Below are 24,295 nucleotides of genomic sequence, written 5' to 3'. Positions count from 1 at the left end.
AAACGGTGTGATTTTCCTGTCAGGAAACCTGCATGACGAAATCGCCTGAACCACCCGACCTGCCGCGTGGGAAGCCCGCATTCAGCCAGGACCCGCATCGGGTCCGCGAAGTCGCCGAACGCACGCTCGAAGCCGCCATCGGTCGCGAGGTGCGCAACTTCCGGCGCCAGCAGGGCATGACGGTGGCCGACCTTGCCGTGGTGACCGGCCTCTCCATCGGGATGCTGTCGAAGATCGAAAACGGCAACACCTCCCCGTCGCTCACCACGCTTCAGGTCCTGTCGCACGCCTTCTCGGTGCCTATGACAGCCTTTTTCAAGAGCTATGAGGAGCGTCGCGAGGCCCAGCATGTGAAGGCGGGCGAGCATATCGAGATCGAGCGTCGCGGAACGCGGGCGGGACACCAGTACAACCTCCTGGGTCATATCGGGTCCAACTCCTCGGGCGTTGTGGTGGAGCCCTATATCATCACGCTCACGACCGAGAGCGACACCTTCCCAGCCTTCCAGCACGAGGGGCTGGAGCTTCTCTACATGCTGGAGGGCGAGGTGGACTATCGCCATGGGGATCAGGTCTATGCGATGAAGCCGGGCGACAGCCTGTTCTTCGACGCGGACGCCCCGCATGGGCCGGAGACCCTGGTCAAGCTGCCGGCGCGCTATCTGTCGGTAATCTCCTACCCTCAGGGCTGAGGGGGCGCACTGCGTGCTCCGTGCTGCCAGACGGCCGCCCGGATTCGCGCCGTCCTGTAGGCGTCGAAGATCGCCATGGCCCAGACGAAGAGGCCGCCCGAGACCTTGCCGACGAACGAGACCTCGGGGGCCGCGGTCTTGAGCGTGAAGCCGCCGAGGAGCACGACGAAGAAGACGAATACCAAGCCTCGCACCGGCTGGCGGTTGAGGACCTGGCCGACGCCCGGCAGAACGATGGCAATCAGCAGCACGACATAGGGGTTGGGCGGTGGCTTCATCGCGTCTCCTTCGCCCAGGCAAGGAGATCATCGCGCAGGGCGACGAGTCTGTCCAGCAACGGGGCAATACGCTCGGCGATCAGTGGGGTCATGCCCATCTCGGCCTCGCGGAAGATCAGATAGCGGCCGCGATCCGCCTCTTCGGCGAGGATCACGATGCGCAGCCCCTTGGGCGAGATCACTAGTTCCTTCACTGCCGGATCGTCGAACAGCGCGGCATGGCGCAGGATCAGGCCGTCCGGCGGGCAACGCCGGGCGTCATCGCTGCGGATCGCCACCTCCTTCGGTAAGCCGGGGGGAACAGGCAGCGATTGCGGCAGGGTTGGGAAGCGGGTGAAGGGCTCATTGCCAGAGGGACGGGCCATGAGGTCGAGCGTGGCGGCAATGGGCAGGGGTTCGGGCAGGGTCACCATGACCCAGAGCGCCGGGAGCTTGCGGAAGGTCAGCGTGTCGGGCAGCGCCTGAAGGTCGAAGGCCAAGCCGCCGCGGCGTCCCGACATACGGGGAAATCCGCTGGGTTGCAGGCGCGTTTCGCCACCATCGAAGAGGGGCTTCACGGCGTCGAAATAGGTCGTGCGTGCAGTGGTTCGGTTGCGGGTCTCGCGGACCAGCCGGTAGCCGAGCCAAAGACCCAGCACGGCAAGTGCGGCGGCGAAGGGGGCAAGGGGGGACATGCGGAAATGGCCCGCCCCCCTCGACCAAGGGGAGGGGCGGGCCGATGGTCCTCAGTAGCCCTGCGGCTTCGGCCAGGGCATGGTGAACTGCGCCCCGCGGTTCACAAAGCGGTACCGCCAGAAGTGGAACCAGAGCGAGACCACGATGTAGAAGCCGATCATCGCCACGAGCTGGGTTCCGTAGCCGAGGAACACCGCGAAGAAGGTCACGCCGCAGAGCGTGAGAAGCGTAATCGCGGGGATCGGGTGGAACGGGTGCTCATAGCCACGCTTGATCGTCTCCAGTGGCCACTTGCGGCGGAACAGGATGATGTTCAGCGGCATGAAGGTATAACCCAGCAGCCCGGACAGGATCGAGAAGGTGATGACCTGGTCGAGCGGTGCGCCAAGGGCAAAGATCAGCGCGATGGGAACCAGGAACACGATTGCCCGGTAGGGGGTGCGGTATTGCGGATGCACCGCACCGAACCAGCCCGGCAGGTACTTGTCGCGGCCCATGGCGAACCAGGCGCGGCTCGCATCATTGATGCAGCCGTTGGCGCTGGCCAGCGTCGCGAAGAGCGTGCCGAAGCCGAGAAGCCAGACCAAGCCGTTCGATCCGGAGAGCCGCGCGGTGTCGAACAGCGGCGCAACCGAGCCGTTGACGCCATCGCCGAGATACTCCCACGGCAGGACGCCCGAACAGACATACCAGGTGAGCGTGGCGGCGATCAGAAGCGTCATGATCCCGGCGAGCGTGCCGAAAGGCAGCGCCCGGGCGGGTGAACGAACCTCTTCCGCCGCCTGCGTGGTGCCTTCGATCCCGAGGTAGTACCAGAGGCCGAAATGCATCGCCGCCAGCACGCCGATCCAGCCATAGGGCAGTTCATGCCCCTCGAAGAGCGCGGTATGTTCCATGATCCCGCCGCCGAGGATCCCCGAGGTGGACAGGAACAGGATCAGGATCGCGCAGAAGGCAATCGCGGTGATCACGAGGTTGAAGGTCAGCGTCGCGAGCACGCCCCGATAGTTCAGCCAGGCGAGGAACATGATGACGAGGATGATAAACGGCCGCTGGTCGAGATCGCCGGCATGGCCCGTCATCTGCGCCACGACAAAGAAGAGGTAGCCCGCAGTGATGGCGTTCGCGGCCTCCAGCATCGTGTAGGCGAAGACGAGATAGAGGCCCACGTTGAAGGCCATCAGGGGGCCGATGATGTGCTTGGCCTGGGTATACTGCCCCCCTGCCGACGCAACGGTCGAGGTGACCTCGCTGTCGATCATGGCGACGCAGGAATAGAGGATTCCCGCGAACCAGCAGGCGATCAGCGCGGCATAGGCGCCGCCCTTGCCGACGGCGAAATTCCAGCCCATATACTCGCCCACGAGCACGATCCCGACGCCAAGCGCCCAGACATGTGCGGGGCCGAGGACGCGCAGAAGTCCGACTTTTGTCCCATGAGGGCCCATGCCGTCGATCGTCTGCGAGGTGATGTCGATATCAGCCATGATCCGCCCTTACCTCCTGTGCTCTTCGGCCATCGCCTCGAGCTCGCCTTCGCGCGAGGAGGTGAGGACGTCTTCGGAATAGCTGCTGTCGGTCTTCAGCCAGTCGACCAGCATGTGAAGGCCAAGAAGGGCGGAGATGCCCCAGGCCGCGTATTCGAGATAGTTCCAGAGATCCATGGCGGCCCCCTATTCCCTGCCGAACTTTTCGGAGATCACCTCGCGGTACTCGACTTCCGAGAACCGCAGGATGAGGACGTAGTAGAGGACGATGACCACGATCATCGTCAGCAGCGCGCCGATCGAGAAGCTGTAGTCGAACCGCGCCAGGATGAGGTCGTGGGCCGAGGCCGGGTCGTAGCCGAGCGCTTCGTATTTCGCGGCTTGGGCGGGCGTCTGGCCGAGCGTCTCCCAGGTCGGGTTCGGGTCCGGCGTGGCCACCGATTTCGCCGCGCCGGCCATGCCCATCCAGAGCGGCACGAACAGCGCGCCGAAAGTCAGGACGACAAGGACGAGCACGTCGAAAAGCTGGCTGGTCTTGCCCTGCTTTGGGGGGGTGTAATGTGCCATGGTCAGCCTTTCCTCCCACGGGCTTCGTCCAGGAACTTGATGTCGAGGCCGTACATGAAGTCGCGGTCCTCGCGGTAGTGGCGCAGCATCGCGACGATTGCCGCGGTGTTGAACACGAGCACGATGGCCCCGCCGATCAGCAGGAGCGTGCGCGCGCTCCCCGTCGGCGCGAGGCTCCACGTGGCCAGGGCCACGAAGATCACCGCAAACCAGAGGCCGATCACGAACGCCCATGCCACGAGGACATCACGTTTGTGCATCGCCTCAATCCGCTGATTAAGGTCAGGCACGGTTTCCTCCCTTGGGCCTTGTCTTTGCCAGCGTGACGTGGCCCCGCCGTCATTTCCCTGCATGGCAAAAATTTTTCCACAGGGAAAACTAGCTGCGACGTTCTGTCAAGGGAATCTGCGGATGCCCGGCCTCAGACCATGAATTTTCCCGAGAAGTGAAAAAAGTTTCTCCGTAGTTGATACGCTCAAGCTTCGGTGCTAGCGTCGCATCATCAAGTCGAAGGAGACGAATCCATGTGCGGCATCGTTGGGCTGTTCCTGAAAGACCCCAAGCTGGAACCGAAGCTGGGCGCCATGCTGACGGACATGCTGATCACCATGACCGACCGGGGGCCGGATTCCGCGGGTATCGCGATCTACTCCGGCGCCAAGGACGGGTTGGGCAAGATTACCGTCCAGTCGGCCGAGCCCGAGAAGGACTTCAAGGACCTTGACGGCGACCTGCACGACGCGATCGGTCAGCCGGTGACGATTCTGGTGAAAAGCAGCCACGCGGTCCTTGAGGTGCCGCTCGGCCAGATGGATGCCGCGCGGTCGGCGCTGGCGCATCTCCGGCCCGCCGTGAAGGTGATGAGCGCCGGCGACTCCATCGAGATATTCAAGGAAGTCGGCTTGCCGAAGGACGTGGCCGCCCGCTTCGAGGTTTCGAAGATGCAGGGAACGCACGGAATCGGGCACACTCGCATGGCGACGGAATCCGCGGTGACGACGATGGGTGCGCATCCATTCTCCACCGGGTCGGACCAGTGCCTTGTCCACAACGGCTCGCTTTCCAACCACAACGGCGTGCGGCGCGAACTGAAGCGCCTCGGCATGACGTTCGAAACCGAGAACGACACCGAGGTCGCCGCCGCCTTCATCAGCCACAAGCTGCAGGAGGGCGAGCCGCTCGGCCAGGCGCTGGAGGCGACGCTGACCGACCTCGACGGGTTCTTCACCTTCGTTGTCGGCACCAAGAACGGGTTCGGGGTGGTGCGCGACCCGATCGCCTGCAAGCCTGCCGTCATGGCGGAGACCGACGACTTCGTCGCCTTCGGCACCGAATACCGGGCGCTTGTGAACTTGCCCGGTATCGAGACGGCCCGCGTATGGGAGCCCGAGCCTGCCACCGTCTACTTCTGGGAGCGTTGAGAGAATGCAGAGTTTCGACCTGGGCAAGGAGGGCCTCAGGGCGCTCAACAGCGCATTGCACGCGCTGAAAGGCCAGACCAACATGACCGCCTGGGAGGTCGTGAACCCCAAGGGCGCACATGCAATCGCCGCCGGGGTGGACGCGCCAGTGGACATCACCGTGCGCGGGTCCACCGGTTACTACTGCGCGGGCATGAACAAGCAGGCGACGATCCGGATCAAGGGGTCGGCTGGTCCGGGCGTGGCCGAGAACATGATGTCGGGCACTGTCATCATCGACGGCGATGCCAGCCAGTATGCCGGCGCCACCGGCTGCGGCGGGCTTCTGGTCATCAAGGGCAATGCCTCCTCCCGCTGCGGCATCTCGATGAAGGGCATCGACATCGTGGTGCATGGCAACATCGGTCACATGTCGGCGTTCATGGCGCAGTCCGGCAATCTCGTGGTGCTGGGCAACGCAGGCGAGGCGCTCGGCGATTCTCTATACGAAGCGCGACTTTTCGTCCGTGGCAGCGTCAAGTCACTGGGGGCCGACTGCATCGAGAAGGAGATGCGGCCAGAGCACTACGCCATCCTCGAGGACCTGCTGAGGCGCGGCGAGGCGGAGGGGAAGGCGAAGCCGGAGGAGTTTCGCCGCTATGGCTCGGCCCGCAAACTCTACAACTTCAACATCGACAATGCGTCGGCCTACTGAGGCGAAATAATGAGCGATTTTCCCCATACCCCGCCGCGATTCTCTGCCACCTTCACCCCGGCCGTGAACGCCGAGATTCGCCGTGCAGCGGCGTCCGGCATCTATGACATCAGGGGTGGCGGCACCAAGCGCCACCTGCCGCACTTCGATGACCTGCTGTTTCTCGGCGCCTCAATCAGCCGCTATCCGCTGGAAGGCTACCGCGAGAAATGCGCGACGGACGTCTGGCTCGGCACCCGCCATGCCAAGAAGCCCATCCACCTCGATATTCCGATCACCATCGCCGGGATGAGCTTCGGATCGCTTTCCGGCCCCGCGAAGGAAGCGCTGGGGCGTGGCGCGACGATTGCGGGTACCTCGACCACCACCGGCGACGGCGGCATGACCGAGGAGGAGCGCGGACATTCCAAGAAGCTCGTCTACCAGTACCTGCCAAGCCGCTACGGCATGAACCCCGACGACCTGCGCCGCGCCGACGCGATCGAGGTCGTGGTCGGCCAGGGCGCCAAGCCCGGCGGAGGCGGCATGCTTCTCGGCCAGAAGATTTCCGACCGCGTGGCGCAGATGCGCAACCTGCCGAAGGGGATCGACCAGCGTTCGGCCTGCCGCCACCCCGACTGGACCGGACCGGACGACCTCGAGATCAAGATCCACGAGATCCGCGAGATCACCGACTGGGAAAAGCCGATCTATGTGAAGATCGGCGGTGCGCGACCCTATTACGACACCGCCCTTGCGGTGAAGGCGGGCGCGGACGTGGTCGTGCTCGACGGGATGCAGGGCGGCACCGCGGCGACGCAGGACGTGTTCATCGAGCATGTCGGCATGCCCATCCTTGCCTGCATCCCGCTCGCGGTGAAGGCGCTGCAGGATCTCGGCATGCACCGCAAGGTCCAGTTGATCGTCTCGGGCGGCATCCGTTCGGGCGCGGACGTGGCCAAGGCGCTGGCCCTCGGCGCGGACGCCGCGTCGATCGGTACCGCGGCGCTCGTCGCGCTTGGGGACAACGACCCGAAATGGGAAGAGGAGTACCAGAAGCTCGGCGCCACCGCCGACGCCTACGATGACTGGCACGAGGGCAAGGACCCCGCCGGAATCACGACGCAGGACCCCGAACTCTACAAGCGCTTCGATCCGATCCTCGGCGGGCGGCGGCTGGCGAACTACCTCAAGGTGATGACGCTGGAAGCGCAGACCATCGCGCGCGCCTGTGGCAAGAACCACCTGCACAATCTGGAGCCCGAAGACCTTTGTTCGCTGACGATCGAGGCCGCCGCCATGGCCGGCGTGCCGATCGCGGGGACCAACTGGATCCCCGGGCGTACCGGGTTCTGAGAACAAAAAAAGAGACACGACAGGGAGTTAACAAGAATGGCGAAGGACCTTGCCAAGTGGGCAAAGGAAAAGGGCGTCAAGTACTTCATGATCTCCTACACCGATCTGTTCGGTGCGCAGCGGGCAAAGCTCGTGCCCACGCAGGCGATCAACGACATGGCGGTGGAGGGCGCGGGTTTTGCCGGTTTCGCTACCTGGCTCGACCTCACCCCGGCGCACCCGGATCTCATGGCGGTGCCGGACGCCGACTCGGTGATCCAGCTGCCGTGGAAGAAGGAAGTCGCCTGGGTTGCCGCGCGCGCCACGATGGAGGACAAGCTCGTCGATCAGGCCCCGCGCAACGTGCTGGAGAAGCTGATTGCCGAGGCCGCGAAGGACGGCCTGAGGGTGAAGACGGGGGTGGAGCCCGAGTTCTTCATTCTGAACGCGGAAGGTTTGGCTGTTTCCGACGCCTACGACACCGCCGAGAAACCGTGCTACGACCAGCAGGCGATCATGCGCCGCTACGACGTGATCAGCGAGGTCAGCGACTACATGCTGGAAATGGGCTGGGAACCCTACCAGAGCGACCACGAGGATGCGACAGGCCAGTTCGAGATGAACTGGAAATACGACGACGTCCTGAAGACTGCCGACAAGCTGTCGTTTTTCAAGTTCATGATGAAGTCCGTGGCCGAGAAGCACGGCTTCCGCGCCAGCTTCATGCCAAAACCCTTCAAGGGCCTGACCGGTTCGGGTTGCCATGCCCATATCTCGGTCTGGAGCCTCGACGGCAAGACCAACGCCTTTGCCGATCCGAAGAAGGAACTGGGCCTGTCGGATCAGGGCCGGCATTTCCTTGGTGGCATCATGAAGCATGCCAGCGCGCTGGCGGCGATCACCAACCCGACTGTGAACAGCTACAAGCGTATCAATGCGCCGCGCACCTCGTCCGGAGCGACCTGGGCGCCGAACACCGTCACCTGGACCGGCAACAACCGCACCCACATGGTGCGCGTCCCCGGCCCCGGCCGGTTCGAGTTGCGCCTGCCGGACGGCGCGGCCAACCCCTACCTGATGCAGGCCGTCATCTTGGCCGCCGGCATCGACGGCGTGCGCACCAAGGCCGATCCGGGCCGGCGCTATGACATCGACATGTATCAGGACGGCCACAAGGTGAAGGGCGCGCCCAAGCTGCCGCTGAACCTGCTCGACGCCTTGCGGGAATACGACCGCGACAAGACACTGAAGGCGATGATGGGCGAGGAGTTCTCGCAGGCCTACATGAAGCTGAAGCACAAGGAATGGAACAGCTTCGTGTCGCATTTCTCGCGGTGGGAACACGAGAATACGCTCGACGTCTGAGCGCCGAGCTTTCGCGGTAGCCGCTTTCTCGGCGGCTGCCGCAATCGCGCGGCCCCGATCCATGCTCTTCAGGATTGCGCATTTCCCTCTGGGGAAAATAATATTGATGCAAGTCAAGGACGGAATCCGACGTTCATCCTACTCCGGCTTCAAGAACCGCGATGAAGGGAATCCCCGATGACCAACAAGATCCTCTGCCCGACGGATGGAAGCGACCACGCGACGGTCGGGCTTCACATGGCTGCCGAGATTGCGAAGCTGACCAAGGCGCATCTGACGATCTGCGTCGTGAACATCGCCCATGGCGGCGCCCGCGGCCCCACCATCAACCACTGGCGCGAGGAAGAGGTGCAGAAGCTCATGGCCGATGCCGAGGCCATTGCGCGCAAGGACGGGCTGGACGACGTCGGCACCGTCGAGGTGATCGCCCGCGAGGCCGCCCCCGCGATCATCGCCTATGCCGAGCAGAACGGCTATTCGCACATTGTCATGGGCACCGGCGACAAGCGTGGCGTGAAGCGGCTGGTTCTGGGCTCGGTCGCCGCCGAGGTCACCGAGCGCGCGCATTGTTCGGTCACCGTTGCGCGCTGATCCGGAGTCTCCATGTTCCGGCACCATCTGCAGCGACCCCGGGCGGTTGCGCACAGGGGGGGGCTCTTGTGTTTGTCTCGGGAGAGAATGATTGACATGCGCGCATGTCCCCGCCCAGGCTTCCGGTTAGGGCCGCTCGCCGGGACTGCCATCGGAATCGTGACCTCTGGGGGGAATGCAGACGAAACCCGAGCGCGTGACCCGCGAGGAAGGCGTCCGGCGCCGCCCCGCAGTGGTCGAACGGCCGCCGGAGCGCGGCGGCGCCCGGATGGTGGCCGGATGGTGGCCTGAAGATTGATGGCAGAACGCGCACCCCTTCGCCTGGGGTTCCTGATGTTTCCAGGGTTCCCGATGGCCTGCCTGACCTCGGCGATCGAGCCCTTGCGCGCCGCGAACGAGATCACCGGGCGTCGCCAGTTCGACTGGCGTCTGGTCGCGGAGACCCGTGCCCCCGTGCGTTCCTCGGCCGATCTCGGATTCGATCCCCACGAAACGCTGCAGGACACGGAGGGACTCGATCACCTCTACATTCTCGCGCCGCCCACCGCGGAATTTGCCGACCCCCGGCGCAGCCCCGCCCGACTGCGTTGGCTTGACCGGACCGGGCTCACCCTCGGCGCATTTTCCGGCGGCATCTTCCCGCTCGCGCGGGCCGGGCTGATGGAGGGGCGCCCGTGTTCTGTCCACTGGTGCTACGAAGCCGCCTTCAAGGCCGAGTTCCCGAACGTGACCGCCTCCGAAGCCGTGATCCTGCGCGACGGCCGCCGCAACACCGTCTCGGGAGCCGGGGCCGTATTCGACCTGATGCTCCGCCTCGTCGAGGAACGGCTTGGCCGCGATTGCATGACCGAGGTGGCATGCTGGTTCCAGCACCCGTTCGTCCGTGACGAGGACGCGTCCCAGAAGGTTCCCGTGTCCCTCGCCGGTGCCACCGCCGACGCCCTGCCGGCGCAGATCCGCGACGCGATCCGCCTGTTCGAGACACATATTGAAGACCCACTCCGCATTCCCGACGTAGCCGCCGCACTTAGGCTCTCGGGCCGCCACTTCGAACGCCTTTTCAAGCGCGAAACCGGGCAGAGTCCCTTGCGTTACTACCAGCACCTGCGGCTCTCCAAGGCCCGCCAGCGGGTCCTGTACTCCAACGATTCGCTGCGCGATATCGCCGCCTCTGTCGGCTATGTCACCTCGAGCCCGATGATCCGGCACTACACCGAAATCTTCGGCGTCTCACCGAAGGACGAACGCCGTCTCACCCGCGCGCTGCGCCTTGCCCGCGCCGGCGCCCCCGAGTCGAAATCAGTTGAATGAGCCGGCGGGAAGCACCTGATGCGGTGACGGCTGCTCCCGACGGCATCCATCTGCCACGGCGATGGGGTAGATGCCTCCCGCCCTGACGGCATCGCAATGGGCCAAACCTTCAATTCGTCCCCCAAAATCGGAATGGACAAAAATGTCCATCGACGCATATCGTTGAACCACATCAGACCTGCCGTTCAAGGAAGAAGGCGGGCAAAAAAACCAACAAAACAGGGAGAACTCGAATGTCGGAAACGAAGCATTTCCCGTTGTCACGCCGCAGTCTGCTCGCCTCGGCGGGCGCCTTCGGCGTGGTGGGAGCGGTCTATCCCCGGATGGCACTTTCTCAGGACGGCAAGATCCTGAAGGTCCGCTCCTACAGCGATATCCAGATCCTCGACCCGGCCTTCCGCCTGTCGGCACCGGAGGGCGACATCATGACCGCGATCTTCGCGGGTCTGGCCACATACCAGACTGGCGACGAATGGGCCTGGAAGCCCATGGCGGTCGAAAGTCTCGAACAGCTCGACGACCTGACCATCGCGTTCAAGCTGCGCGACAAGATCGGGTTTACCGACGGGTTCGGCCAGATGACCGCCGAGGACGTGAAATTCTCCATCGAGCGGATCGCGGACCCGGCCAACGAGAGCCCCTATGCCGGTGACTGGGCAACGCTGAAGGAGGTCGAGGTCAAGGACACGCTCTCGGGCGTGATCCATCTCAGGGAGAAATTCGTTCCGCTCTGGTCGTCCACCCTGCCGACCGCGTCGTGCTGCATCCTCTCGAAAGCGGCCGTGGAGGCGGAGGGCGGCAAGATCGGCACGAAGCCCGTGGGCCAGTCCGGCCCCTATTTGATGACCGAGTGGACGCCGAAGCAGCGCACGATCCTCAAGCGCAACCCCGACTGGGCTTACGAGCCGGGTGGGTTCGAGGAGATTCACATCTTCCCGATCGAAGATCCCGCTGCCGCCGAGATCGGTTTTGAGGCAGGCGACCTGGACCACACCTGGACGGCGGTGTCCTCGATCTCGCGGCTCAAGGATGCGCCGCCCGCCGGTGGCGTGATCGTAGAGAAACCCTCGCTCGCCTATGTTTGGATGGGCATGAACCAGGACGTGGCACCCTTCGACAACCCCAATATCCGTCGCGCGGTGCAGCACGCGATCGACCGTGAGACGGTGGTGGAAGCGGCGTATTTCGGCGCCGCCACGACCTCGACCGGCATCATCGCGCCGGGCCTAGCGGGCCATCGCGAAGCGGTCCTCTACGACTACGATCCCGACAAGGCGCGCGAGATCCTCGCCGCCGAGGGTGCGGAAGGGCTGACCGTCACGCTCGACATCCTCAACCAGTCCGAGCGGCTGGCGGCGGCGCAGGTCATCCAGGCCAACCTCGCCGATGTCGGTATCACATGCGAGATCAAGCAGAATGACAGCGGTACCTTCTGGACGCTTGGCGACAAGGGCGGCGATTACTGGAACAAGCTGCAGATGCATCTCGGCCGGTTCTCGATGCAGCCGGACCCGAGCTGGGCGACCGTCTGGTTCACGCCGGAACAGATCGGTGTCTGGAACTGGGAACGCTGGAACAGCCCCGAGTTTGCCGAACTCCACGCCCAGGGCCTGGTCGAAGGCGATCCGGCCAAGCGGGACGAGATATATCGCAAGATGCAGGATCTGATGGACGAAGGAGGATGCTATGTCTTCCTCACGCATGAGGTCACGGGGGTCCTGCACCGCGACACCGTCAATCCGGGATTGAAGCCCAACGGCGAGGCGCTCCTCGCCGAGTTCAAGCCGGTCTGAAGCAGACGGACCGGGACGGCCTTCCTGCCCGTCCCGGTCCCAGACCGGAAGAATTGATGCTCAATTATGCCATCAAACGATTGGGACTTGCCGTCGTCATAGTCTCCGTGGCGATGTTTCTACTTTTCTCGATGATCTACCTCATCCCCGGCGACCCGGCCTCCGTCGCGCTCGGCCCGCGTGCGACCGAGGCGATGAAGGCGGCATTGCGGGAGAGGATGGGGCTCGATCAGCCGATCTGGGTGCAGTTCTGGAACTTCTACTCCGGCGCATGGACCGGGGATCTTGGAACCGAGATCCTGTCGGAACGTCCGGTTCTGACGGTTGTGATGGAGCAATTGCCCTATACGGTCGCGCTGATTGTCGGGGGCATTAGCTGGTCGGTGGCGCTGGGCATTCCCCTCGGCTGTCTTGCAGCGGTGCGGCGCGGCGGCTGGGTGGACCGGATCGTGGGTGTTCTTTCGGTCGCGGTCATCGCGGTGCCGTCCTTCGTCATCGCGATCTATGCGCTGCTTATCTTCGCCGTCTGGCTGCAATGGCTGCCCGCCATCGGGGCGGGAGAGCCGGGCGAACCTGGCGACCAGCTCGTGCACCTTATCCTGCCCTCGCTCGCCGTCGGGATCGGCTGGGTCGGTTACATCGCACGCATGGTCCGCGCGTCGATGCTGGAGGTGCTGGAGGCGAGCCATATCCGCACGGCCTACGCCTTCGGCCTGCCCGACAATCAGATCATCTACCGATATGCCTTGTCTATCGCCATCCTGCCAACGGTGACGCTCCTCGGCATCGGCATCGGCCAGATGCTCTCCTCCGCCGTCTTCGCTGAGATCGTCTTTTCGAGACCCGGCGTCGGCAAGCTCGTCTATGACGCGATCCTGACACGCAATTTTCCGGTCGTAACGGGCGCGGTTTTGGTCACCACCGCCTTCTTCGTCCTGCTCAACCTCATCGCCGACCTTATCGTGGGAGCTTTGGACCCCCGTGTCAGAAGCAATTTCTGAACCCGTCATCGCCCTTGGCCGGGGCGCGAGGTCGCTCCGCCGTCTTCTGCGGGAGCCGTTGGGCGCGTTCGGCCTGTTCCTCGTCGTTGCGGTGATCGGTGCGGCCGTCTTTGCCGATCTTCTGGCAAGCGCAGACCCGTCGAGAATCTCGCCCCGCGACCGTTTCATGCCTCCGGGCGCGGAGCATCTTCTGGGCACCGACCAGTTGGGCCGCGACCTCTTTTCCCGCGTTCTGCACGGCGGGCGGATCGCGCTCACGGTGGCTTTGGGTTCGACCGGTGTTTCGCTTCTGATCGGGATCGCGCTGGGCCTGATCTCAGGGTATGGGCCACGCTGGCTCGACAACGTGCTGATCCTTCTTTTCGACGCGATAAAGAGCTTTCCGACCGTGATGCTCGCGCTCGCGTTCGTCACTCTCTTCGGCCCGTCCCTGACTGCAGTCGTCGTCGTTGTCATCATCATCAACGTACCCGGCTATGCGCGGATCATCCGGACCCAGACTATCGCGCTCAAGAACGCGGAATTCGTAACTGCCGCGCAGAGCATGGGCGCCTCGACCGCACGCATCCTGCGCGTTCATGTGCTGCCGAACGTGATCGGCCCGATCCTAATCCTTGCCTCGATGGACATTCCCGTCGTCATCGCGATCGAGGCGGGGATGAGCTTTCTCGGCCTTGGCGTCCGTCCGCCGACTCCAAGCTGGGGGGCGATCCTGAACGATGGCTTCGCGAGCATCCGCGAATCCGTCTGGATCGTTGTCGCCGGTGGCATACCGATCATCCTGACGACGCTCGGCTTCACCTTCCTCGGCGAGACGTTGCGCGACGTGTTCGATCCAAGACTGAAGGCGCGCTGATGCCCGTTCTCTCCGTCACCGGCCTCAATGTGCGTTTCTCGACCGAGGATGGGTCCGTCCACGCGCTGAAGGACGTCAGTTTTGACGTGCCCGAACGACGCATCGTCGGTGTCGTGGGCGAAAGCGGCTGCGGAAAATCGACGCTGATCAACGCGATCCTCGGGCTTCTGGCAAAGAACGGAGAAGTGTCGAAGGGCAGCATCCTCTTTCAAGGGGATCGAGATCTCACGAAACTCGGCGCCACCGAGATGCGCGCGCTGAGGGGGGAGGAGATCGCGACGGTGTTCCAGGACCCGATGGGCGCGCTCAACCCCGTCTTCTCCGTCGGCCAACAGATGGTGAACGTCCAGTACCGCTCTGGCCTGTCGAAGGCAGAGAAGCGCAAGCGCGCCTCCGAGATGCTGAAGCAGGTTCGCATCCCGGATGCAGAGGCGGCACTTTCCCGCTATCCCTACGAGTTCTCAGGCGGCATGACGCAGCGCATCGCAATTGCGATGGCGCTGATGATGGAACCCGCGCTTCTGATCGCGGATGAGCCGACCACCGCACTCGATGCGACGCTGGAGGTGGCGACGATCGAACTGCTGCAGGAACTGCAGGTAAAGATCGGCTGTTCAGTCCTCTTCATCTCGCACCATCTCGGCGTGGTCGCCGAACTGTGCGAAGACGTCGTCGTGATGTATGCGGGAGAGGTGGTCGAGCGCGGGACGGTGCGGCAGGTCTTCAATGATCCGCGCCATCCCTACACCGTCCGGTTGCTCGAATGCGACCCCGCGCGGCAGAAGAAGCGGATGCGACACCTGCCGACGATCCCCGGCGAAATCCCCGACCTCCGCGCCCGCCCGGAAGGCTGCATCTTCGCGCCGCGCTGTCATCGCCGGTTCGGGGCCTGCGCGAACACGCCACCCGACATGGAGACCGGCACCGGTCATGTCGCGCGTTGCTTCCTCGCCGATCAGCCCGAGCCCGTGGGGGCGCAGGGATGAGCGATGTGGTCGTGAAGGTCGAGGATGTGGAGGTCGCCTTTTCCGTCGGCCGCATCGGGCGGCGCAGTTCGATCCTCGGCGTCGCGGGCGTCAGCTTCGAGGTGAGGCGCGGAGAGACCTTCGCGATCGTTGGCGAAAGCGGTTCAGGCAAGACGACACTCGCTCGCGCAATCAACCGGCTCCGGCCAGTCTCGCGCGGGGCGATCACGTTCGAGGGGCGGCGGATCGAGTCGCTCGACCGACAGGCGATGAAACCCCTTCGCCGCCGCATGTCGATGATGTTCCAGGATCCGGTGGGGTCTCTGTCGCCACGGATGACGGTCGGTGATCTCGTCGCCGAGCCTTATCGTATCCACGGGCTGGAGAGGCGGAACATTCAGGAGGAAACCGCGCGCCTTCTGTCGCTTGTAGGCCTGTCTCAGGATTTCGCCCATCGCTATCCGCACCAGTTGTCCGGTGGTCAGGCGCGGCGGGTGGGCGTCGCCCGCGCCATTGCGCTCGACCCGGTTCTGGTGATCGCGGATGAGCCGACGGCGGGGCTGGATGTGTCGGTGCAGGGTGAGGTTCTGAACCTTCTCAATGACTTGAGAGAACGCCTCGGTCTTGCCATGGTGATCATCACGCACAACCTGCATGTCGTGCGCCACGTCGCCGACCGCATGGCTGTCATGTATCTTGGCCGCTTCGTGGAGACGGGCGAGACCGAGGCAATTTTCGACGCCCCGGCCCATCCCTATACCGCTGCCCTCCTTTCGGCGAACCCCGAGCCTGACCCGGACACGGCGCGCGATCGTATCTCGCTTCCCGCCGAGGTGCCCTCGCTTCTCGCCCGGCCTGAAGGCTGCGAGTTCCACACCCGTTGCCCGTGGGTGCGGGACATATGCAAGACCACGCCGCCGCCTTGCTCGAGTGTCGAGCACCGGGTGCTGACCTGCCACTTTCCCCTCGCCCGAGGCGAGCGGCCGCCAGAAAGGACCGGATGATGACTGACACGCCGATGATCGATGTTCACGAAACCGTCTGGATTCCGATGCCTGACGGCGCGGAGCTCGCCGCGAGGATATGGATGCCGGAGGGCGCGGAGACGAACCCGGTCCCCGCTATTCTTGAATACATCCCCTATCGCCGGCGCGACCGCACGCGGCTGCGCGACGAATCCATGCATCCGCATTTCGCCCGCGCCGGCTATGTCTCGATCCGGGTCGACATGCGCGGGTCCGGCGACAGCGACGGCGTGATGCTCGACGAATATTCCGAGCAGGAGATTCAGGACGGTCACGACACCGTGGAATGGATCGCGGCGCAACCCTGGTGCGACGGGAATGTCGGCATGTTCGGCAAGTCCTGGGGTGCCTATACTTCGTTTCAGGTCGCCGCGACGCGCCCGTCGGCACTGAAGGCCATCGCGCCGGTCATGGGCACCGACGATCGCTGGCTGGAGGATATACACTTCTACGGAGGCGTGCTCACCAACGACAACTTCTGGTGGGGCTCGATCATGCAGCTCTACAACGCCATGCCTCCCGATCCGGAGATTGTCGGCGAGCAGAACTGGCGCGCGATGTGGAAAGAACGGCTCGAGGCGATGCGCTTCTGGCCCGCGCTCTGGCTTGGTCATCAGCTCCATGATGGCATGTGGCGGCGGGGGTCGATCTCGGAGAACTACGAAGCCGTCAACATTCCGATCTACTACTTCGGCGGCTGGGCCGATCTTTTCCGCGACACGCCGTTCCGGATCGCGGAACGCCTGAAAGGCCCGGTGAAGGTGCTGATGGGGCCGTGGGCGCATCTTTATCCGCATGAGGGATCGCCGCGCCCCAAGGTGGATTTTCTGGGCGAGATCATCCGGTTCTGGGATCACCACCTCAAGGGCAAGGATACCGGCCTGATGGACGAGCCGCGCCTGCGGTTCTGGATACCGGACAGCGTGCACCCGGCCGGGCAGCATGTCGAGCGGCCCGGCAGATGGGTCGAGGAGGCCAGCTGGCCATCGCCCAACGTGGAGGACCGCCAGCTATGGTTGAACGAAGGCAGCCTCGGGGTCGCGTCCGAACAGGGCAAGGCGATGTCGATCTGCTCGCCTCAGAGCTTTGGATCGGCCGGTGGCGACATGTGCTCCTTCGCGATTCCGGGCGACATGCCGACTGACTGCCGGATCGACGCGGCAGGCGCGCTCCTGTTCCGCACGGCGCCGCTGAACGATAATTTGGACATTCTCGGCCAGCCCAGGATCGCCCTGACGGTCACCGCCGATCGCCCGCAAGCCTTCGTCGCCGCCCTGCTGGTCGACGAAGCGCCGGACGGCGCGCAAAACCTCATCTCGCGCGGGTTCTGCAACCTCACGCACCGGAACTCCGACACCGCGCCGGAGCCGGTCGTGCCCGGGGAGGAGGTATGCGTCACCGTTCCGCTGCACGGCATCGGATACAGGCTGCCGAAGGGTCACAGGCTGATGGTGCAGATCGCTTCGGCCTACTGGCCCATCCTCTGGCCCGCGCCGGAGCCCGTGACGCTGACCCTGCGCCCCGGCACATCGTCGCTCCACCTGCCGCTCCGCACTGCAGATGCGACCGCGCCAGAGCCTCGCCCTTTGCGGGAGCCACCGGCGACCGCGATGCCAAAGCCAAGCGCGCGGCTGCGCGAGGGCTCCATGTCGCGGACCCATATCCGCGATCTGGCGACCGGCGTCCTCAGCGAACGCGTCTTTATCGACGGTGGCGTCTTCGGTCCCGTCGGACGCATGCGCCTCGACACCGGCACCGAACTTGGCGACGTGTCGGAGCGGGTCTACGCGATCCACCCCGAAGACCCCCTTTCCGCCCGCGCCACCATGGAGCAGGATTCGCTTCTCGAGCGCGGCGACTGGAAGGTTCACATCAAGACCCGCTCCGAGATGACCGCCACCCGCACGGACTTCATCCTCGATGCCCGCGTCGAATGCTGGGACGGAGAGGTACTCTTCCACGAGGTCGACTGGCACCACGTAATTCCCCGCAACGGAATGTAGCGAAAGATCGAACCCATGCCCCCCATTCCCGTCCGCACCGATTTTCCCCGCAAAGTGCGCGAGATCGAGAATACCTGGATCCCGATGCCCGACGGCACGCGCCTCGCCGCACGCATCTGGCTGCCCGAGGATGCAGAGGCCGATCCGGTGCCCGCGATCCTCGAATACCTGCCCTATCGCAAGCGTGACGGCACGGTGGAACGCGACCACCTGACCCATCCCTATTTCGCCGGCCATGGCTATGCCGGGGTGCGCGTCGACATGCGCGGCACCGGCGACAGCGAGGGAGTGTGCAAGGGCGAGTACCTGCTGCAGGAGCAGGACGACGGCATCGCCGTGATCGAGTGGCTCACGAAACAGCCCTGGTGCTCTGGCGCGGTCGGCATGATCGGGATTTCGTGGGGCGGGTTCAACGGTCTCCAGATCGCCGCGCGGCAGCCCGACGCACTGAAGGCCGTCATCACCCTTTGCTCGACCGATGATCGCTACGCCGATGATATCCATTTCATGGGCGGGGCCATTCTGACGGACAAGCTCGGCTGGGGCGGGACGGCCTTTGCCATCGCCCATACGCCCCCCGATCCGGCCATAGTGGGCGAGGCGTGGCGCAGGATTTGGATGGAACGGCTGGAGGGCAACGGCCTGTGGATGCTCGACTGGTTCCGCCATCAACGGCGCGACGACTTCTACCGCCACGGCTCGATCTGCGAGAACTACGCAGACGTGAAGATCCCCGTCTATGCTGTCGGCGGTTGGGTCGACGGCTACACCAACCCGATCTTCAGGATGATGGAGCACCTGCCGGGGCCGAAAAAGGCTCTGATCGGCCCCTGGGGACACAAGTACCCGCATTTCGCCGAGCCTGGCCCTCGCATCGGTTTCCTGCAGGAATCTCTGCGGTGGTGGGATCAGCACCTGAAAGGGATCGAGACCGGCATCATGGAAGAGCCGATGATCCGCGCCTTCGTGCAGGACCCGGCGGCGCCCGCCCCGCACCATGCGGAGCGGGCGGGCCGATGGGTCGCGGAGAGGTCGTGGAAGACGGAAGACGGGAGCATGATACTGCACCTCTCGCCCGGTCGATTGTCCGAAGCGACGGACAAGGCTGATCGGATCACCGTCGCCTCGCCCCAGACGGCAGGGCGTTATGCACAGGCCTGGTGCTCCTACGGTCTGGGGCCCGATCAGGCCCTGGACCAGCGGCGGGAAGAGATGATCGAGTTCGTGACGGACCCGCTTGAGGAGGACCTGGACATCCTCGGCTTCCCGATGCTCGAGGCGGAGGTCACATCGGATCGCCCGGTCGCGAATCTGATCGCGGTCCTTTCAGCGGAAACTCCGGGCAAAGGAGCCACATTGGTCAGCTTCGGCGTCCAGAACCTGACGCACCGGACATCCCACGCGAATCCGGAACCGATGGTGCCGGGCAAATCCGCAACCGTTCACGTCCAGCTTAACGTCATCGGCCAGCGCTTTGCCAAGGGGCAGCGCATTCGCCTTGCGCTGTCCACCGCCTACTGGCCGATGGTCTGGCCGTCGCCGGAAACGGCCACCCTCACGCTCGCCAACGCCCGGCTGACGCTCCCCGTCCGCCCGCGGAAACCGGAGGATGACACGCTCCCGGACTTCCTACCGGCGGAGGGTGCACCCCCCCTTGAGATCGAGGAGTTGAGCACGGGCCATCTGGTGCGCTCCGTCACCGAGGATCTGGTGACCGGGAAGGAGGTCTATCTCCGCTCCGCCGATACCGGGCGGGTGCGGCACAGGCATACCGGCATGATCGTCCACTATCTCGACGAGGATCGGTTCGAGATACATCCCTGCGATCCGGCTTCCGCGCGCGGTACCGCTGCCTGGCGCAAGAGCTACGAGCGCGGCGACTGGCAGGCCGAGGTGGAAACCGAGGTCACCGTTGAGGCGCTGAAGGATGTCTGGCGCGTAACCGCCCATCTCATCGCCCGAGAGGGAGGGACGGAGATTTTCCGGCGCGACTGGTCGGAGGATGTGCCGCGCGATCTGGTCTGAAGCCAGCAAGGTGACGGTGGCAAGCTCATGGCACTGCCGTCGCCTGAAGCCTGGACATAGGCTCTTCCAGAGGGACTTTGCTTGCGGCGGTGCAGGGCGGCGGCGAGCCTCCAGCCATGGCCCAGCGATCTGCATTCCGCTTCTTCTTCGACGGCCGGGCGCCGCCCCGCGGCGATCATGGCGAGTAGGCGATCGACGTCGGTCGGGTGATGTCCGCCACCTTGCGGTTTTTCCACTCCGGCAGGACCAGCTTTTCCAGCTTACTCTTCTGGTCCACATCGTCGGTCTTGGCCGACGCACAAGGGCAGATGAATCGCCGGTCGTGAACACTCGGCAGAAAGTGGACTACAGGGTGGACGTCAGCAAACTCCCGTGAGATAAATATAACATTTACAATGATTTAAATTGACCTACTGGTGCCCGCGGCCGGACTTGAACCGGCACGGCCGAAGCCTAGGGATTTTAAGTCCCCTGTGTCTGCCATTCCACCACGCGGGCCTGCCGGGGAACCGAGTAACGGCAACGGGCTGGACAATAGCCGGGAATGGCCCGGTGACAAGGCTTGCGTCGGGACGCCGGGCCTGAGACGCTCTCGGCAAAGCGGTCGAACCGGAGGGCGGCGATGGCCGGAGGTCGGACCTTGGCACTACGGGCGATTTGCGGCATGGTCGCGGGCCTGATCGCCCTCGGCGGCGCGGGCGGCGGCGAGGCGCGCGATCTGACCGGCAGCTTCGCCTACCGCGAGCGCATCGCCCTTCCGCCGCAGGCAACGCTTCTCGTCGAGGCGACGGACGGGTTGGGCCGCCCTCTCGCGTCGCTGCGGCAGCCGACCGCGGGCGCGCAGGTGCCGCTCGGCTTCGCGCTCGCCGCGCCCGAGGGGCAGGACCTGCTCCTGCGCGGCGGGTTGAGCATCGACGGCGAAGTGCGCTGGCTGAGCGCGCCGGTCCGCGTCGCGGCCGGCGCGGACGCGGCCGATCTCGGGCTGATCCCGCTTGCCCCCTACCGGCCGATGGGATTCGCGAGCCGCCTGCGCTGCGGCGATCTTTCGGCCGAAGTCGGGTTCCGCGCCGACGGGGCGATCCTGCGGGTCGGTCCGCGCCAGATCGCGCTGGCTCCGGTCGAGGCCGCCTCGGGCGCCAAGTACGCCGATCCGGCCGATCCCGGAACCTGGGTCTGGTCCAAGGGCGATGCGGTCAGCATTAGTCTCGGCGGCACCGCCCTGCCCAAGTGCGCCGCCGCCCTTCCCGCCGGCGATGGCTGGCGGGCGACCGGACACCAACCCGACTGGGCCATCACCGTCGGCGGCGGCCAACTCTCCTACGCGCCGCTCGGGGCGGAGACCCGCGCCATCGCCCTGCCCGTGCCCGAACCCGCCGGCGCCGGGGCGCTCTACCGGCTCGATCCGATCGGCCTTTCCCTGACCCTGACGCCCGACCTTTGCCGCGACACGATGACCGGGATGCCCCATCCCGACCGCGTCACCCTCGCCGAGGGCACAGCGATCCTCACCGGCTGCGGCGGCGACCCCGCCGCGCTCATCGCCGGTCCGGAATGGCGGATTTCGGAACTGGCCGGTGCGCCGCTGCCGGAGGGCGCGGAGGCGACGCTTCTCCTTTCGTCGGGCGGCGGCCTTGCCGGGCGCGCCGCCTGCAACCGCTTCACCGGCCGCTACACGCTCTCCGGCGAGGGCCTGCGCCTGGAACCCGGCGGCATGACCATGATGGCCTGCCCGGAGCCGGTGATGGCAGCCGAGCGCGCCATCCTCGACGCCCTGGCGAAGGTCGACCGTTTCGACTTCGACGAGGCGGGCGACCTCCTCCTGATCGGCGGCGATGCCGTTCTCCTCCGCGCCCGGTTCTGAGGCTCAGAGCCCTCCCTCCTTGACCGCCTCCATGGCAACGTAGGTGGAGGTGGAGGCGACATGCGGCAGGGCCGAGATCCGCTCGCCCAGTACCTTGCGATAGTCGGCGATATCGGTCGTGCGCACCTTCAGAAGATAGTCGAAACCCGCCGCCATCATGTGACATTCCTCGATCTCCGGCACCGCGCGGACCGCGCGGTTGAAGGCCTGCAGCGCCGTCTCGCGCGTGTCCGAAAGCCTGACCTCGACGAAGGCCACATGCGCGAGCCCCATCCGGATCGGGTTCAGGACGGCCCGGTAGCCGGCGATCACGCCCGCTTCCTCCAGCCGCCTCACCCGCGCCTGCACCGGCGTCTTGGTCAGACCCACACGGCGCGCAAGCTCGGTCACGGGCAATCGCCCATCCTCCGAGAGGGCGCGGAGAATCGCCGCATCGTAGCGGTCGAGAACCGGAAGTTCTTCTGGCATGTCGTTCAGCCTCACTTTGGGCAATATGCCTGCCAATTTCATAGTATTTGGCCAGAATGGCTCGCATACAAGCGGTATCATGGGCCATATCCCTTGGAGTGACCCGATGAGCGACCCCTGGCACGAAATCGAGACCGGCACCCTCCAGCCCGAGGCGCCGCTGCTGACCCGCCTCATCGCCGAGGCTGGCCTCCCGCCGGAGGCCCGCGACCGGATCGCCGCCGAAGGCGCCGCGCTCGTCCGCCAGATCCGCGCCGACGTACGCCCCGGCCTGATGGAGGTCTTCCTCGCCGAATACGGGCTTTCGACGGAAGAGGGCATCGCGCTCATGTGCCTCGCCGAGGCGCTCCTGCGCGTGCCCGACGCCGAGACGATGGACGCGCTCATCGAGGACAAGATCGCGCCCTCCGACTGGGGCCGCCACCTCGGCCGCTCCGCCTCCTCGCTCGTCAACGCCTCGACCTGGGCGCTGATGCTGACCGGAAAGGTGCTGGAGGAGAAGGAGCCGGGCATCGTCGGCCATCTCAGGGGGGCGGTGAAGCGCCTCGGTGAACCGGTCATCCGCCGCGCCGTCCGGCAGGCGATGAAGGAGATGGGCCGCCAGTTCGTGCTCGGAGAGACGATCAACGCCGCGATGGAGCGCGCCTCGGTTATGGAGGCGCAGGGCTACACCTATTCCTACGACATGCTCGGCGAGGCCGCCAAGACGGCGGAAGACGCCGAACGCTACGCCCAGGCCTATGCCAAGGCGATCGCCGCCATCGCGGGGGCCGCCCGCAGCGACGACATCCGGGCCAATCCCGGGATCTCGGTCAAGCTCTCCGCGCTCCATCCCCGCTACGAGGTGGCGCAGGAGGCCCGCGTGATGGCGGAACTCGTGCCGGTGGTGCGCGATCTCGCGCGGGCGGCGGCACGGGCCAGGATGGGCTTCAACATCGACGCGGAAGAGGCTGACCGGCTTGCGCTTTCGCTCAAGGTCATCGCGGCGGTCCTGGCCGATCCCGAGCTCAAGGGCTGGGACGGTTTCGGCATCGTGGTGCAGGGCTACGGCCGCCGCGCCGGGGCGGTCATCGACTGGCTCCACGGCCTCAGCCAGCGGCTCGACCGCAGGATCATGGTGCGTCTCGTCAAAGGCGCCTACTGGGACGCCGAGATCAAGCGCGCGCAGGTGATGGGGCTCGAGGACTTCCCCGTCTTCACCCGGAAGGAGGCGACCGACGTCAGCTACATCGCCAACGCGAAGAAGCTCCTGTCGATGACCGACCGGATCTACCCGCAGTTCGCCACCCACAACGCCCATACCGTCGCCGCGATCCTCGACATGGGCAAGGGCAAGCCCTTCGAGTTCCAGCGCCTGCATGGCATGGGCGAAAGGCTCCACGACATCGTGCTGAAGCGCGAAAAGAGCCGCTGCCGCATCTATGCGCCGGTGGGCGCGCACCGTGACCTCCTCGCCTATCTCGTCCGCCGGCTCCTGGAGAACGGCGCCAATTCCTCCTTCGTGAACCAGATTGTCAACGAGGATGTCGCCCCGGAAACGGTCGCGGCCTGCCCGCTCACGGCCGTGGAGGCGATGCTGCCGGGCCTCGCCAACGCCCGTGTGGTCCGGGGCCCCGACCTCTTCGCGCCGGAACGCGCGAACTCGCAGGGCTTCGACCTGACCGACGCGCCCACGCTGGCCCGCATCGACGCCGCCCGCGGCCCGTTCGCGTCCCGGAGCTTCGCCGCGGCCCCGATCCTCGCGGCCCCGGCGACGAAGGGCACCGCGAAGCCGGTGCTGAACCCCGCGACCGGCGCGGCGGTGGGCGAGGTGACCGACGCCACGGCCGCGGATGTGGACGCCGCCCTCGCCGCCGCCCGTCCCTGGGCCGCGTCCCAGCCCGAGCGCGCGGCCATCCTGAAC

The 24,295-nt window shown here is 65.3% G+C and carries 23 protein-coding genes and 1 tRNA gene; 16 read left to right on the top strand and 8 right to left on the bottom strand.

What is annotated here, in order from left to right; translation table 11 throughout:
* The first annotated feature begins 32 nt into the window (after positions 1-32).
* Positions 33-692: a helix-turn-helix domain-containing protein gene (locus F9K34_RS03195; RefSeq protein ID WP_291335307.1), complete on the top strand. Its 660-nt coding sequence runs from the start codon at positions 33-35 to the stop codon at positions 690-692.
* On the opposite strand, the gene F9K34_RS03190 is transcribed toward F9K34_RS03195, so the two are convergent.
* The 6 genes from F9K34_RS03190 to F9K34_RS03165 are packed head-to-tail and all read right to left on the bottom strand — an operon-like array spanning position 683 to position 3,959.
* Complete coding sequence (locus F9K34_RS03190; RefSeq protein WP_291335305.1) at positions 683-970, bottom strand: hypothetical protein; 288 nt, start codon at positions 968-970, stop codon at positions 683-685. The genes F9K34_RS03195 and F9K34_RS03190 overlap by 10 nt on opposite strands.
* Positions 967-1,644, bottom strand: coding sequence for a hypothetical protein (locus tag F9K34_RS03185; RefSeq protein WP_291335304.1), 678 nt, complete (start codon positions 1,642-1,644; stop codon positions 967-969). Before F9K34_RS03185 ends, F9K34_RS03190 begins: the two co-directional genes overlap by 4 nt.
* Before the next feature lie 51 nt (positions 1,645-1,695).
* The gene (locus tag F9K34_RS03180) at positions 1,696-3,132 is read right to left on the bottom strand and encodes an APC family permease (RefSeq protein WP_291335302.1); all 1,437 of its coding nucleotides are present in this window, start codon (positions 3,130-3,132) and stop codon (positions 1,696-1,698) included.
* Positions 3,133-3,141: 9 nt separating this feature from the next.
* Entirely contained in the window at positions 3,142-3,309 is a 168-nt protein-coding gene (locus F9K34_RS03175) for a hypothetical protein (RefSeq protein WP_291335300.1), read from the bottom strand.
* A gap of 9 nt (positions 3,310-3,318) precedes the next feature.
* Positions 3,319-3,699: a hypothetical protein gene (locus F9K34_RS03170; RefSeq protein WP_291335298.1), complete on the bottom strand. Its 381-nt coding sequence runs from the start codon at positions 3,697-3,699 to the stop codon at positions 3,319-3,321.
* A 2-nt stretch (positions 3,700-3,701) separates the two neighbouring features.
* Positions 3,702-3,959 carry a hypothetical protein gene (locus F9K34_RS03165; protein WP_291335296.1) on the bottom strand — a complete coding sequence of 86 codons (258 nt, stop codon included), beginning with the start codon at positions 3,957-3,959 and terminating at the stop codon, positions 3,702-3,704.
* Positions 3,960-4,223: 264 nt separating this feature from the next.
* On the opposite strand from F9K34_RS03165, the gene F9K34_RS03160 reads away from it, so the two are divergent.
* The 13 genes from F9K34_RS03160 (at position 4,224) to F9K34_RS03100 (ending at position 20,063) form a co-directional block, all read left to right on the top strand.
* A complete protein-coding gene (locus F9K34_RS03160; protein WP_291335294.1) occupies positions 4,224-5,120 on the top strand; it encodes a class II glutamine amidotransferase in 897 nt (298 codons plus the stop codon).
* A 4-nt stretch (positions 5,121-5,124) separates the two neighbouring features.
* Entirely contained in the window at positions 5,125-5,814 is a 690-nt protein-coding gene (locus F9K34_RS03155) for a GXGXG domain-containing protein (RefSeq protein WP_291335292.1), read from the top strand.
* A gap of 9 nt (positions 5,815-5,823) precedes the next feature.
* Complete coding sequence (locus F9K34_RS03150) at positions 5,824-7,149, top strand: FMN-binding glutamate synthase family protein (protein ID WP_291335290.1); 1,326 nt, start codon at positions 5,824-5,826, stop codon at positions 7,147-7,149.
* Positions 7,150-7,185: 36 nt separating this feature from the next.
* Positions 7,186-8,493, top strand: coding sequence for a type III glutamate--ammonia ligase (gene glnT, locus F9K34_RS03145; RefSeq protein ID WP_291335287.1), 1,308 nt, complete (start codon positions 7,186-7,188; stop codon positions 8,491-8,493).
* Positions 8,494-8,670: 177 nt separating this feature from the next.
* Positions 8,671-9,084, top strand: a complete 414-nt coding sequence (locus F9K34_RS03140) for a universal stress protein (RefSeq protein ID WP_291335286.1) — start codon at positions 8,671-8,673, stop codon at positions 9,082-9,084.
* A 297-nt stretch (positions 9,085-9,381) separates the two neighbouring features.
* The gene (locus F9K34_RS03135) at positions 9,382-10,395 is read left to right on the top strand and encodes a GlxA family transcriptional regulator (protein WP_291335285.1); all 1,014 of its coding nucleotides are present in this window, start codon (positions 9,382-9,384) and stop codon (positions 10,393-10,395) included.
* A gap of 233 nt (positions 10,396-10,628) precedes the next feature.
* Positions 10,629-12,188 carry an ABC transporter substrate-binding protein gene (locus F9K34_RS03130; RefSeq protein WP_291335283.1) on the top strand — a complete coding sequence of 520 codons (1,560 nt, stop codon included), beginning with the start codon at positions 10,629-10,631 and terminating at the stop codon, positions 12,186-12,188.
* Positions 12,189-12,244: 56 nt separating this feature from the next.
* Complete coding sequence (locus tag F9K34_RS03125) at positions 12,245-13,189, top strand: ABC transporter permease (protein ID WP_291335281.1); 945 nt, start codon at positions 12,245-12,247, stop codon at positions 13,187-13,189.
* Positions 13,170-14,045: an ABC transporter permease gene (locus F9K34_RS03120; protein WP_366557774.1), complete on the top strand. Its 876-nt coding sequence runs from the start codon at positions 13,170-13,172 to the stop codon at positions 14,043-14,045. The genes F9K34_RS03125 and F9K34_RS03120 overlap by 20 nt, the downstream gene beginning before the upstream one ends.
* Complete coding sequence (locus F9K34_RS03115) at positions 14,045-15,031, top strand: ABC transporter ATP-binding protein (protein ID WP_291335277.1); 987 nt, start codon at positions 14,045-14,047, stop codon at positions 15,029-15,031. Before F9K34_RS03120 ends, F9K34_RS03115 begins: the two co-directional genes overlap by 1 nt.
* Complete coding sequence (locus F9K34_RS03110; protein ID WP_291335275.1) at positions 15,028-16,014, top strand: oligopeptide/dipeptide ABC transporter ATP-binding protein; 987 nt, start codon at positions 15,028-15,030, stop codon at positions 16,012-16,014. The genes F9K34_RS03115 and F9K34_RS03110 overlap by 4 nt, the downstream gene beginning before the upstream one ends.
* Positions 16,014-18,038 (top strand): CocE/NonD family hydrolase, encoded by a 2,025-nt coding sequence (locus F9K34_RS03105; RefSeq protein WP_291335273.1) that lies wholly within the window; start codon positions 16,014-16,016, stop codon positions 18,036-18,038. The genes F9K34_RS03110 and F9K34_RS03105 overlap by 1 nt, the downstream gene beginning before the upstream one ends.
* Positions 18,039-18,053: 15 nt before the next feature.
* Positions 18,054-20,063, top strand: a complete 2,010-nt coding sequence (locus F9K34_RS03100; RefSeq protein ID WP_291335271.1) for a CocE/NonD family hydrolase — start codon at positions 18,054-18,056, stop codon at positions 20,061-20,063.
* Positions 20,064-20,477: 414 nt separating this feature from the next.
* Here the strand turns inward: F9K34_RS03100 and F9K34_RS03095 are convergent.
* A tRNA-Leu gene (locus F9K34_RS03095) sits at positions 20,478-20,561 on the bottom strand.
* Between the two features lie 142 nt (positions 20,562-20,703).
* Between F9K34_RS03095 and F9K34_RS03090 the strand changes: the two genes are divergently transcribed.
* The gene (locus tag F9K34_RS03090; protein WP_291335269.1) at positions 20,704-21,924 is read left to right on the top strand and encodes an META domain-containing protein; all 1,221 of its coding nucleotides are present in this window, start codon (positions 20,704-20,706) and stop codon (positions 21,922-21,924) included.
* A gap of 3 nt (positions 21,925-21,927) precedes the next feature.
* Here F9K34_RS03090 and F9K34_RS03085 read toward each other — a convergent pair whose 3' ends face one another.
* Complete coding sequence (locus F9K34_RS03085) at positions 21,928-22,392, bottom strand: Lrp/AsnC family transcriptional regulator (RefSeq protein WP_291335267.1); 465 nt, start codon at positions 22,390-22,392, stop codon at positions 21,928-21,930.
* A gap of 106 nt (positions 22,393-22,498) precedes the next feature.
* Here F9K34_RS03085 and F9K34_RS03080 point away from each other — a divergent pair.
* Positions 22,499-24,295: proline dehydrogenase family protein (locus F9K34_RS03080; protein ID WP_291335265.1), on the top strand; the 1,797-nt coding region annotated here is incomplete at its 3' end.

Origin of the sequence: Albidovulum sp., assembly GCF_008933605.1 — a bacterium.
Classification (GTDB): Bacteria; Pseudomonadota; Alphaproteobacteria; order Rhodobacterales; family Rhodobacteraceae; genus Albidovulum.
The sequence above is the reverse complement of the archived record's forward strand: the minus strand, read 5'-3'. Positions and strand labels throughout refer to the sequence as shown.